Source organism: Citrobacter amalonaticus (genome assembly GCF_002918555.1).
GTDB classification, from domain to species: Bacteria; Pseudomonadota; Gammaproteobacteria; order Enterobacterales; family Enterobacteriaceae; genus Citrobacter_C; species Citrobacter_C amalonaticus_A.
The window spans coordinates 47,406-59,700 of sequence record NZ_PQMB01000003.1; the positions used below are offsets into that span (position 1 = coordinate 47,406).

11 protein-coding genes and 5 pseudogenes are annotated in these 12,295 nt (G+C 45.5%); 4 read left to right on the forward strand and 12 right to left on the reverse strand.

Annotated features, from left to right (window positions below; translation table 11 throughout):
- Positions 1–167: 167 nt before the first annotated feature.
- Positions 168–1,664, forward strand: coding sequence for a MobQ family relaxase (mobQ, locus tag C3432_RS12750; protein WP_103777000.1), 1,497 nt, complete (start codon positions 168–170; stop codon positions 1,662–1,664).
- 88 nt (positions 1,665–1,752) lie between these two features.
- The gene (locus tag C3432_RS12755; RefSeq protein ID WP_103777001.1) at positions 1,753–2,805 is read left to right on the forward strand and encodes a hypothetical protein; all 1,053 of its coding nucleotides are present in this window, start codon (positions 1,753–1,755) and stop codon (positions 2,803–2,805) included.
- A 149-nt stretch (positions 2,806–2,954) separates the two neighbouring features.
- On the opposite strand, the gene C3432_RS12760 is transcribed toward C3432_RS12755, so the two are convergent.
- The 3 genes and pseudogenes from C3432_RS12760 to C3432_RS12770 all read right to left on the reverse strand — a co-directional run.
- On the reverse strand, positions 2,955–3,605 hold the full coding sequence (locus C3432_RS12760; RefSeq protein ID WP_103777002.1) for a hypothetical protein: 651 nt from the start codon (positions 3,603–3,605) through the stop codon (positions 2,955–2,957).
- 16 nt (positions 3,606–3,621) lie between these two features.
- Positions 3,622–3,837 (reverse strand): annotated as a pseudogene (locus C3432_RS12765) (DNA-directed RNA polymerase subunit beta); the annotation flags it as partial.
- 18 nt (positions 3,838–3,855) lie between these two features.
- A pseudogene (locus C3432_RS12770) lies at positions 3,856–4,137 on the reverse strand (integrase core domain-containing protein); the annotation flags it as partial.
- A gap of 1 nt (position 4,138) precedes the next feature.
- Here C3432_RS12770 and C3432_RS12775 point away from each other — a divergent pair.
- Positions 4,139–5,167, forward strand: a pseudogene (locus C3432_RS12775) (IS110 family transposase); the annotation flags it as partial.
- Between the two features lie 199 nt (positions 5,168–5,366).
- On the opposite strand, the pseudogene C3432_RS12780 reads toward C3432_RS12775, so the two are convergent.
- From C3432_RS12780 to C3432_RS12820, 9 genes and pseudogenes are all read right to left on the reverse strand, one after another.
- Positions 5,367–6,205, reverse strand: a pseudogene (locus tag C3432_RS12780) (IS3 family transposase); the annotation flags it as partial.
- Between the two features lie 79 nt (positions 6,206–6,284).
- Positions 6,285–6,644: pseudogene (locus tag C3432_RS12785) on the reverse strand (DUF2514 family protein); the annotation flags it as partial.
- Positions 6,623–7,171 (reverse strand): lysozyme, encoded by a 549-nt coding sequence (locus C3432_RS12790; protein ID WP_103777004.1) that lies wholly within the window; start codon positions 7,169–7,171, stop codon positions 6,623–6,625. The gene C3432_RS12790 and the pseudogene C3432_RS12785, both read right to left, overlap by 22 nt.
- Entirely contained in the window at positions 7,143–7,412 is a 270-nt protein-coding gene (locus C3432_RS12795) for a phage holin (RefSeq protein WP_103777005.1), read from the reverse strand. Before C3432_RS12795 ends, C3432_RS12790 begins: the two co-directional genes overlap by 29 nt.
- Positions 7,413–7,573: 161 nt before the next feature.
- The gene (locus C3432_RS12800; RefSeq protein WP_103777006.1) at positions 7,574–8,272 is read right to left on the reverse strand and encodes a hypothetical protein; all 699 of its coding nucleotides are present in this window, start codon (positions 8,270–8,272) and stop codon (positions 7,574–7,576) included.
- A 538-nt stretch (positions 8,273–8,810) separates the two neighbouring features.
- Complete coding sequence (locus tag C3432_RS12805) at positions 8,811–9,179, reverse strand: antiterminator Q family protein (protein ID WP_103777007.1); 369 nt, start codon at positions 9,177–9,179, stop codon at positions 8,811–8,813.
- A gap of 162 nt (positions 9,180–9,341) precedes the next feature.
- Positions 9,342–10,055, reverse strand: coding sequence for a phage antirepressor KilAC domain-containing protein (locus C3432_RS12810; RefSeq protein WP_258041621.1), 714 nt, complete (start codon positions 10,053–10,055; stop codon positions 9,342–9,344).
- A gap of 217 nt (positions 10,056–10,272) precedes the next feature.
- On the reverse strand, positions 10,273–11,118 hold the full coding sequence (locus C3432_RS12815) for a conserved phage C-terminal domain-containing protein (RefSeq protein ID WP_103777009.1): 846 nt from the start codon (positions 11,116–11,118) through the stop codon (positions 10,273–10,275).
- Positions 11,115–11,417: a helix-turn-helix domain-containing protein gene (locus C3432_RS12820; protein ID WP_103777010.1), complete on the reverse strand. Its 303-nt coding sequence runs from the start codon at positions 11,415–11,417 to the stop codon at positions 11,115–11,117. Before C3432_RS12820 ends, C3432_RS12815 begins: the two co-directional genes overlap by 4 nt.
- Positions 11,418–11,515: 98 nt before the next feature.
- Between C3432_RS12820 and C3432_RS12825 the strand changes: the two genes are divergently transcribed.
- Positions 11,516–12,211, forward strand: a complete 696-nt coding sequence (locus C3432_RS12825; RefSeq protein ID WP_103777011.1) for an XRE family transcriptional regulator — start codon at positions 11,516–11,518, stop codon at positions 12,209–12,211.
- The last annotated feature ends 84 nt before the right edge of the window (positions 12,212–12,295 follow it).

The following is a 12,295-nucleotide window of genomic DNA, read 5'->3' on the forward strand; positions in this document are numbered from 1 at the left end:
GGGGTCTACCGACGGTTGCCTGCCGCAGGCTAACACCGTTTCCTTCGGAAACAAGGTCAACGTCAACACCAAAGTTTTTCTTACGAAAAACTAAAACCAGCATAGTCGCACTGGAGATTTATATTTTGGTTTGATATTTAAATTTATATTGAGATTGTTTTTATTGTATGGCTATTTTTCATCTTGATTTTAAAATTGTGAAACGTTCAGAAGGTAAGTCTTCCGTTGCGAAGGCTGCTTATCATGCTCGTACACGCATAACCGATGAAAGAAAAGGTGATACATATGATTATAGCCGCCGTACTGATTTATGCGGGCATTTCATATTAGCACCAGTTAATGCTCCTCGACATATTGTAAAAGACTCTACAGAGTTGTGGAATGAAGTAGAACGAGTTGAGCGTCAAAGTAATGGTCAAACATCCCGTTATTTCCATGTCGCCATTACTGCCGAGTTAAACAATGACGACAAGAAAAAGCTTGTTCTTGAATACTGCCAGAAAAATTTCGTTGATAAAGGCATGATTGCCGATATCGCGTTTCATGATCTTGATAGCGATAATCCTCATGCTCACGTTATGTTGACATTAAAAACCATAGGCCCGGAAGGTTTTGGTAAAAAAGAAAGAAGCTGGAACGACAGAAAAATGTCTGTGTTGTGGCGTGAATCATGGGCATCTATGGCTAACAGCTACCTCGCTGCCGCTGGCTCGTCAGAACGTATTGACCATCGCTCTCTCCAAGCCCAGCATGAGGAAGCATTAGAGAAAGCAGCGGTTACTCTGGATAATGAAGAAAAAGCGTTATGGCTTGCTAAAGCCGCTGAAACAAATCGCCCTGCAATTAAACGTATCCACAGCGCTAAATGGTGTAGTAAAGCAGCTCAGGAACAAAGAGCCGCAGAGCAGACTGTTCGTGATGCTACCAAACTGGAAGCGGTTGAAGTCTATAAGACATTCAGGGAACTTGATCTTGAAATCGTTGTTGATGTCAGAAGCTTTACTGTGGCTGTTCTTGCTGAACCAGAAGAGATTATATTGGTTGATACCCTCTCAAATACAGCAAACAGCAGAGAAGCCATTACCACTCAGCCGGCTCCAGTTTCACAGAGAAGACCAGCTGTGAAGTCATACCGTAATCCTGATAAGGTCAGTCAGGCTAACAGAGACCCCAAACCGTCACTGGTGATCCCACCATCACCTCGTACTAAACTGAAAACCCCCTCTTCTCCAACAACTGGAGCGATTAAACGCGCTCCTGTTAAAAGTAAGAGGAAGCAGGTTAAACCCCGTCAGGATGGTATTTTCAAACGTTTCACGGCCTACATTGTCGATTTTTTCAAAGAAAAATTTGTCTGGGCCAAGAAGAAACCTGTTCCCGTTTCTGTCGATGCTGAACATGATAAGCGTATAGCCGAAAACTATGTGTTCGATGAAGTGCTGGGCATCTATGTATCACGCGCTGAGTATGAAAGACGTGCCAGATTTAACAGTGACAGTTATAGTCCAACACCAGATGAGATCAGGCGTTTTCCAAGTCGTCCGAAAGCAGAGCAACACAAAAAATATAATGTTCTGGACTATACCCAGACTTCTCCGATAGTATCAGGTAAAAGAGTTAATTATCCATCATTGAAACCATCATCATTCGATAAAAATGAATAACCTCTAAATTATTCTAAAGTTTAACTTTATTGCATAATAATATTTGATATAATATCAAACTAGTTCCATCCGTTTTTTAGGAGTCCATATGAATATAAGCAATAAAAATAAAGCACTGATTAAAATTTTTGGCTACTTAGTAAAAGACACAGGAAAACTATTATTAGATCCATACATTGGGAATGTCTCATCTATAATAGAAGGGCTAGTGATAAATAGTAAAAATTTCTATGATGAGATGAACAAGAAAAAATTATATGAGTTATACATGGGCATTGAGCAATTAGATGACGATACAGAAAAGAAATTCACAAGAGCGAATTTGGCATTTTTGATTAAAAAATTCATGCAAGATGACGAAGATAATAAGACTCACCTTTATTCTAAGTTAGCAATAAACATATCAAAAAGTGATATTCCTGATGAGCAAAGAATTGATTTTATATCAATGCTAAGTGCTCTCACAGTCTATGATATTAATTTCATGAAGAAAGTATATATATACGATATTTTTGATATTAAGGGATTCAAGAACACTGCGGAGCAATTATTAAAAATTACTGAATCGCAAGAAGGACGGGAAATAAAATCAATCAACAAATTATATGCAAATGGACTCATCTTTGAACCTAACAAGGGTAAGGCCGCTGGTCAGTATTATAAACCAACAGAATATTTAAAGAATTTTATCTTAATGCTATTTGATAGCCAAGAACTAACCCCTGACGCTATAGGAGAACATGAAAAAAACAAATCCGACATTTTCTTTATGAAAAATTCAGAATATATGTCAAAGAAAGAGTATTATGATGAATTAGTTATTAACTCGCTAGAAAGCCTAGGATATTCACTAATTATTAATACTGAAGTCTATGGGCCTTACAATGATAAGTCCAGTATATACATGTCAATAGATAACGACAAGGCGCTAACAAAAGGAGAGAATGGAGAACTTTTTTTACAACTAATAATAAAAACCAATGAGGATGTATTCTTTAATAGAAAAAACATATCGCCAGACAGATATTTACTATCCCTTGATGATTTCAACAAAAGAAAAATGGATAATGACAAGGACACTAATGAAATCAAAAAAATCTTGCGTTCCATTATAGAGGAATTAAAAAACCAAAATTATTAACATCAATTACATATTGATTACGTCATCTTTGCATAAGTATTGAGTAGAATGAATACAGTATCCATTCTACTCAATTTCATTCAAACTTAAACACCACAATACATTATTAAATCTATTGTCTAAACACAACATTATCAGAGAGTGTTGCCTTACCAGCTATCATTATTTCGCTTTTCAATAGCATCCCGATAACGCTGTTGTTCCACAATATCTAGATTTGGATCGAATAACACACTTGACCCCTTCACAGCAATATCGGTATCAATCTCTGATTGGGGCGCATAGGCTTTATGACCATTAGGCTGCACAGTGGCTGGAGAAATATATGTCCCACAGTTTTTGCTATTCCCAGAACAACCGATATAAGCCAACAGGAAGGCAAGCAGGAAGAAGAATGTCCATACTGTATTGTAGCCGTTAATCGTATATCCACTTCCATTAACATCTGAAAACACGCCATGAAACCTGACGGCATAGACAATCAGGAATGATGAGAGGATAACAGCCCTGCTTTTACCTACGGTTAAATGCTTGCGAATGAATTTCACCGTTGGAAGCAGTGTGACCAAAAACAGCCCAATAGCAACAACGACCAGCCATACAGGAAACAGCCCGTATTTTTGTGTGGTGTTCTGCGATAGCGTCACAAGGGACAGCACCAAGAAAGCGTTAAGCAGAAACAGTCTGAATGCCAGCGATACCTTCACCTTCTTTGAAATCTTATGTAGAAACAGCATCGGAGTCAGTGATGGTATGTTCATCAGCAGACCGATGATAAGCACCCAATAGATAGAGTTCATAGCGTTCTTCCTGTAATTACCGGGCTTGCCAACCTTTATTGGTCTTCACCAGAACAATTTTGGATTCTTCTGGTTCAGACATCCCTTTCACGCCAGAGAAGGCATTTTTATCAACCCAGCCCGGCACGCCATCCAGTTTCCACGTATAGGTCACTTCCGTCATTTTAACGCCATTACCCTCACTCGGTTCAGTCCAGCTTTTAACCTCAGCAACAGCACGATGACCAATACAGGTGTAAATAGACCCGTTTTAGTTCCATGCATTTTTTGAGATCCCGGCCAAATAATGGGGCTGTCGGTATTCCTCCGGTGTCATATTGTTCAGTGATTCATGCGGGCGTTCACAGTTATATTCTGACAACCATTTCTCCGTGATTTCCCGCACTTCATTCAGCGTTCTGAACAGATAAAAATCGAGTATTTCTGTACGGTATGTCCGGTTAAAGCGCTCAATGAAAGCGTTCTGCGTCGGCTTACCTGGCTGGATAAATTCCAGTTTTACTGCATGTTTCTCTGCCCATTCAGCCAGTGCTCATGATGCAAAAATTAGACACCCGGATGGACGAACATCTTACCTGCGTATTGAAAATACACTGGAAGGGTTCAACCGATTGCTTGCGCTCACCGCTTCCCCCCATGATGATATTATCGCGGCCTTTGAACCTACAGCTGATTATCACCGCAACATTGCATGGTGGTTACATAAGCAGGGAGTAAAATGCCATCTTGTTTCATCTGTCAGATGTGCGCGAGCTCGTGAGATGCTGTTTAAGACATGGGATAAAAATGATCGCAAAGATGCCAGTGTCATTATGTATTTGCTCGAACAGGGATTATCTTCACCATTTTATGATCCTCTGGCGAATGGCATTATCGATATACAGGAGATATCAAACACATACCATCAGGTTACTCTGGCTCGAACCCGATGCCTGAACAGCCTGGTTAACCACTATCTGACCCTTTATTTCCCTGAGGCTGAGCAATTTCTGCATATGTCCCGGGCAGAGTGGTTCTGTCAGTTTTTACTTCAATTCCCTACACCGTCTTGTATTACATCATTGAACCGGGATTTGTTTGTAAAACAGTCATGGGATGTTGTTGGCAGGAAACAGTATAAAAAGCAGTTTCTTGAACATCTCTATGATGTTGCTGCGGATTCCATTGCATTACCGTTGTCAGAAGATTCTCTGGCAGTGACCACGTTCAGATTACAACTTCATCGTTATGTCGGGCTTCATTACCGGCAGTACCTCAACTTTTGCGGTTTTAATCTTTCCGCCAGCCAGAGCGGGCAAAAGCACAGTGGTTACAGATTGTCGAAACGTGGAAATGCGCGATTAAGATATGCCTTCTGGCTTGCCGCCACCGTAGCCGTAAGAACGAGAGAAAACAGCTTCCGCTACAAATATGAACGTTATATTCGGGAAAATGGAGATAAGCCAGATCAGAAAAGAAAAGCCATGACGGCTGTAGCAACAAAAGTCGCCAGAGTGGCGCATGCAATAGTAAAGCAGGATATTGATTACAAAGGGTATTATGAAATAAGCCATGGGACGTGATTCAACGGGCCGTAAGGCGCATCGCGACCATTAGATAATGCTCAACGCCCATGGTTTCCCAAAATGCTGTGTTAAGTCCTGTCGGGCCATTCGGACCCTTGTATGTCATGGTAAGCATATTTATAAGCCGAAAGGAGATGAGCGATATCGGATACAAAAATGAACCATCGCCTTTGTATTAGATGGCAGGATCCTTGTGCGCAAAAACTGTTGATTCAAACGGTAGTCCGTTATCCATGCGCAGCATGACCGGATACCCGCGATTTGCCGCGATCCTGTCGAGTACACGGACCACTCGCTGAGCTGGCAGATTCAGATCGATTTCAATCGACAACGCCTCACGGTTAAAGTCATCAACGACATTGAACGTGCGAAAACGACGGCCACAGATCAGGGCATCATGCATAAAGTCGACAGACCAGCTCTGGTTCAGCGCTTCCGGTGTGGCCAGTGGCGAGGGATTACGCACCGGCAACCGCTGTTTGCCCTTACGACGAAAGTTCAGCTTCAGCAGACAGTAAATACGGTGGATCCTTTTGTGATTCCACGGGTATCCCTGCCGCCGCAAAACCTGAAAAAGTTTCGGAAAACCGTATCGTGGGTATCGCTCGGACACTACCTGCAACGCGACAATAACGGGTTTGTCACGTGTGGTATCCGGGCGGTAATGGTAAACCGTTCTGCTCAGGTTCAGACTCCGGCAGGCCTGACGGATACTGAGTCCAAATGTCGTTATCAGATGAGTGACCAGCTCACGCTTACAGGCTGGTTTTAAAGCTTTTTTTCGATAACGTCTTTCAGCGCCCGGTTCTCAAGGCTCAGGTCGGCAAACATCTGTTTGAGACGCCGATTCTCGTCCTCAAGATCCTTGATCTTTTTAATATCAGAAGCCTCCATGCCGCCGTATCTGGACTTCCAGTTATAGTAGGTGGCTTCAGAGATACCGGCCTCCCGGCAGACATCTTTAACGGTTCGTCCAGCTTCAACCGACTTAATCACAGCGATGATCTGATGCTCAGTAAAACGGGCTTTACGCATAGCGATCTCCTTCGTTGGCAGATTGATTATGCCGGATGAGCTCTAAATGTGAATGGCACGATTATGCGGGATACTTACATTTGCTTCTGACGGCAGCGGCAGGATCTGCGGTGTACTTTGCGGCGTCCAGGCGAGTGGCGAGTTTTGCTGCTTCGTCGCGCAACTGGATAACAGTGGCAGACAAGCCAGCAGCAGTGGCAGCATCTTTGGCGGCTTTCGCTTGTGCATCTTTAACAGCCTCATCGCGGGCAATAATGCGCCCCTGTTCAATCATCCGGGCAGCAGTTTGAGCATTCACTTCCTGAGAATATTCAGCGCTATTTCGGGCCGCCCACTTTTTTTCCCAGCCCCTGTCACACCAGACGTTCCCGGCAATAAACGAACCAACGACCAGCAACGATACGACAACAGAGTTATTCACTGGTCGATCCCCCAGCACGTCAGCGCGCTTTCCTGGTCGCGACGCTCCACCTGACCGTAACAGCCGTTCTTTTGACCTTTCGTCAGGCGACAGTCACGACCACCGTCTTTTATCCACCAGCGAATCGCTTCACAGGCACCTTTACGGTCACCAGTATTAATGCGCTTATAGAACGTGGACGGGAAACATTTTCCGGGACCGATGTTGTATGGGCAGAACGACGCGATCCCCACCTTCTGAGGTTCGGTCAGCGGTACTTTGATATTGCGTTCCACCCATGCCAGCGCTTGATCACGTTCAACGGCGTTCACGCGATCACACTGCGCTTTCGTTGCGGTCATTCCTTTGACGACGCGCTTACCCTCAACGATCGTGACACCACGACACAAGGACCAGACCCCGCCTGGATCCCTCACAGCCACCAGCGTGTTACCTTCTTTCTCGTCAATGAACTGATCAAACAACACCGGAGCAGAGGCGCCAGCAGCAATAAGTGCCAGCATAGCTGCGCTGAGTTTATTTCTGTTTACCGTAGAAATTGCCATTCAGACGGTCCTCCCGTTCCTTGCGCCGGTAATACCAGTTAACGGCACAGGTAATAATGGTGCAGGCAATACCGACAATGATCGCCCAGTCACTCAGGCTTAAGCCTGTAATTTTGTCGGCCAGCATCCACGACACCTCTTTAGTCGTACCAGCATATGCCTTTGCAGAGACGCCACAGCCGGTAAGGGTTGTCCCTGTTCCATACGAAAGTCTGCTGTATAGGGTGCTCATTCTGGTCATAGCCTCACCTCCGATTTAACGGAGTCGCTTGTTTGAAAGAATTAAGGACGCCAGACATGCCCGGCCTGAGACAAGCGATGCCTTTAATCGTTTATTCGGAAATTTGAGGGAATAAAACACTGAGTCAAAGGCATCAGACTGATGCCTTTTGCTAAAGGTTTTTAACCTACCTGAACATTCCCATTTTCGAAGATGTACGGCGTATCTGCCGAAATACCCTCCTCACCCTCACGTACCACCGTTACCTTCTTGTCATTGCCGTCTTTCCAGCAAAAGACAGCGACTGAACCGGTGCCAAAACTGAAGCTGCATTTGTTACTGGTGACAACGACCATCGCGTTTTCACCTGCAGTGACGTCAGCTTCATTACCGGAACAGACGAGGGTGTTATCACAACCTTCATCGTGAATCAGACTGTTTTCGCCGGATGCAATCAGCACACTACTTTTGACGTAATTGCGGGCAATAATCCGCGAGGCGTAACCAGCGACGTAAGCTTTAGCTCCACTCAGATCGAAATCAGGAACGGAGGGCTCAGTCATGTAATTGAGTTCAATTTCTGAATTGTCACCCAGCGCGCTTGAACGCGACATATTGCCCGCCCAGATTTTACTTTCATAACCGGTGATACTGATGATGCCATCCTCCCCTGGTATGTAATCATCCTCTTCTGCTCTCAGGTCGCCTTCAGCACGAACGACATCGTCATACACCGTTGCATAGTTGCCACAGTGAACGATACGTACAGGGGATGATTTTCCCACCACATGCGGAAAGCCATCTGAAAAAGCCATACCACCGTTACCTACGGTACCGCCAATCATTACTGCGCCTTCAATAGGTGCGTTGACAATGGACATGATTACTCCTTTTTGGGTTTTGTTAATAAAGCAGGTCAGGCTTCACGGGCTGGATTTTCAACAAAGCACGTAGTGATTGATTCCCGTGAGCCTGAATACGAAAAAGGCTACCCGGAGGTAGCCTGTGAGCAGATAGTTAATATTGAAGATTGAGCCCGTCCCCCACCGGGGTGGGATAATAAGCCGGGCGGTTCCACAACAATCAGGTTAATTGAGTTATCAGAGAGAGACGATATAACGCAAGCAGTCTGGGTTGACCTCCACCAGTCGCCCATATTCACGGCAGTTACAGGCTGCGGTTGAATTCTGCAGCTATAAAAATGCACTTCAATTAAAGGTCTTCAGCAATCGGCGAAGTAACTATTCTTAACATGATACCGGGAGTTTTACGATCGTAAACGTTTTTTTTAGTACAAAGGTAAGCGGGTTATATCTAAACCTGAAGTCAAACTGGCAACGCCAGGAACATGCAGCAATTAACATTAAATGGTGCATAGTTCTATGCACCATTTTCATACTAAAAAATACATCCATCAGGTTAATGCCTGTCCATTTCAAGCTGAATATCTAACATCATCAACATACCATCAACGATCCCTTCCGCTTTCTGTAGACGCTTCCCAATATATGTATCAGAGCAGGAGTATCTCTTTGCAAGAGACATAAATGTCATGCCTTCAACATAGTAGTCCACCAATAAATCATGAAGAATGCTGTCATTCTTTTTTAGTCTGGCCATGCATCCACAGATAACCATCGCATCATCATCGCAGCACTGTGGACGGGATTTAACTTTTGATGGAATAAGCCCTTTAAAGCCAGCGGCAATATGCGACCAGGCCACATCTTCATGATTATTAGCCGCCCACGCCCCCCAGCGTTCAAGTACCATTTGAATGTCACGCATTAACTTTCTCCACTAAATCAGGCCAGCGCACCGATGCCAGCGCGCAATCAATAAACGAAATAGCCACTCCAGCCGGGAACCGCATTTCTCTTCCTCTGCCCATGGTTGAACGGCGGTCAGCGCCGGACCAGAAAAGGACTATTTGCGGAGCGGGTAACGCCCTCACGCTGTCGGCTCCTTAGCGATATGTTTCGCCCATAATCCGGCAATCCACTTGATACCTTTGGGGGTGAAACATGCCTGGCTGAATGCGTGGTTTGATGTGGTCGACGTACCTGTCTTAAATTCAAACCGGCCTGCGTTGATGTGATGGTGGCGCGGCGTCATCGCGCCACCAAGGCGATACATCACGTTGCTCTCGATTAGGAACAGCCGGAATTCTGTCTCTTTGGCGCTCAGCAGTTTTGCTACCTGACGAAATGACATTGAACCTTTCGCCGTACAGTAACGATCCACAAACTCGACCTTTGACGCCGCAGCTGCCAGTTCCTGTGCCAGCCGCTCTTTTTCCTCAGCAAGATCGGCAGCAAGACGTAAAGCCTCCGGCAAAGTCTGGGGAACCGCCCTCTTCTGGCCGCTTTCCAGCTCCTGCCAGCGATCAACAACAGCCGCGGTAAATTCAGGAGACAGTCTGGCAACAAGGACCAGAGAGTCACGCTTGTTAAATCGGTACTCCTGATACACGTTGCCGTTATGTTCAAAATCGAACAGTGCCAATGGCGCGGTTAAAAGTCCACCCGCCACAAGACGCTCAGCCGAACGCTTCACATCACTGTGTTTGCTCTGTACCAGTAACGCAATCTCCCTGCTGGACATCATCATTTGCTGACCGGTTACCGCAGCATGACGAGTCGGGCAATGTATCGTCGGATTCATATGATTCATGCTCTTTCTCCACTTATCAGGCGGCTGCACCCGCCCCCGGTTCAAATCTGGCGCTCCTGATTTCCACTTTCCCATTCGGGATAACCGGCTCTCACTCCACCAGCATTCCTTTTACCTGGCTGTCGTCCTCCCCTGTCGCCAACGTCTTTCAACTCATGGGCTGATGCGCTGCGCCGTTCTGCCGGCACCCGGCAATATTTGTTTGTCATCATCCCCTGAACCCCTGCGGAATACGGTTATCGCACTGAGCGATCGCGTTAATGTCCCGCTCTCGATTTTTATTCCAGTATTCACGAGCCGGGCGTCCCTTCTGCTCCCAACGAATGGCGCTGCTCAGATAGCCTTCGAACTTCTTCGGCCCGAACAATGTTTCAGGACGCATGTACTGGTATTGCTGGTCGTTCCCGTTCCAGTGCTCATGCTTCAGGTCGATAACACGTTTTAAATCGTTGACGCTGTAACCTTCCCGCAAACGGGCGCGAATGTTTTCCAGAGAGGTTTTTGATTTCTGGAAGCGGGATCCGCTGACCTGGTTCAGATGGGTTAACACCACAATCGCCCGATCGGTGATCAACACTTCCGGGTTGGGTTGCCCGGCAACCGGACAGGGATCTTTTTTGTTTACTTGTGGATCTTGTTTTGATTTTACTGACGGATCCTCGCCAGATCCTGACGGGTGAAAACCGCTATTCAGACCGGATTTTGATGCCTCATATTTTGATACATCAGATTTTGACGGGTCAGAATCTGACAGGTGAGCGAATGCATAAGCCTGGAGTTTTGCCACGTTTAGCTGATAAACATTGGAAGCATTACGGTTGCCCTGCCGCCGTGCTTTACGAGATAACCAACCGTCGGCCTCAAGCTTCGCTATTGCCGTTCTGACGGTGCTGGCGCCTGCGCCAAGCTGACGCGCGATGGTGTCGATGGAAGGCCAGCAGACACCTTCGTCATTGCTGAAGTCAGCCAGCCGCGCCATGATAGCCACGCTGGACAGCTTCATCCCCGATGCTGCACAGGCATCCCACACATAGCCCGTTAATTTAGTGCTCATGCTTCAACCCTTTTAAACTTCGCCATGAACCGCTCAACAGGCTGCATACCGTCAGCGATAACCGGGTTGTTAGCCGTACGATCGGTTTCATTTAGTTGAAATCGATTAGGGTACAGAATGTGTAATTCATTGATTTCTCCCTCGAAAAATCGGGCTAATCTTTCAGCCAGTTCCACGGAGGGAACCTGTTCGCCTCTTTCAATGCGACTTAACGTTGCCGGATCAACATGGACACCAGTTGCAACATGCAACAATGTGAAGCCATGCGACTTACGCAACTTCCTGAGTGGTGATTGCATATCCCCTCCTTTAATTTGCGTATTACGCATATTATTGCAGACTTGTGATTTGCGCAAGTCGCATTGCATGATACGCAAAAAGAACATGTAATAGGCGCATGAATATAGGAAACCGCGTTAGGGCACTTCGTTTAGCGAAGAACATGAAAATTGCTGATTTGGCTGATGCAGTCGGAGTCGACGCAGCCAATATTTCCCGTCTCGAGACAGGAAAACAAAAGCAATTCACAGAACAGGCACTTAGCAGAATTGCTCAAGCTTTAGGCGTTGAAGTTACCGCCCTCTTTACCTCTGACGAAAAAGATAATACTGTATATAAAACCAGTACAGATAATAGGTCATCTATTGAGGGAAAAGATGTGTTTAGAGTCGAGGTACTTGATGTGAGCGCGAGCGCAGGTTCTGGCCATATCCAAGGAAGTGACGTAATCGACGTTATTCACGCCATCGAATATAGTAACGATAAAGCAATGTCTATGTTCGGCGGAAGGTCTTCCTCTGGGGTCAAAGTCATCAACGTTCGGGGTGATAGCATGGCATCGACTATCGAGCCTGGTGATTTGATCTTCGTTGATATTCATATCAACGAGTTTGATAGTGACGGGATTTATGTATTTGGTTTTGATGGTAAAATCTACGTTAAACGTCTTCAGATGGTGCCAGACGAACTGCTGGTAATCTCAGACAATCCCAAATACCGGGAATGGTCGATCAATAAAGATAACGAACACCGCTTTTACATTTATGGAAAGGTGTTAATCAGTCAGTCTCAAACATTTAAAAGACACGGCTGATACAGACTTAGCTCCCGACAAGACCACTTCAGGTGGTCTTTTTTTGCCCTCATTAATGTGTGATACGCATTTTTGATTTTGCGC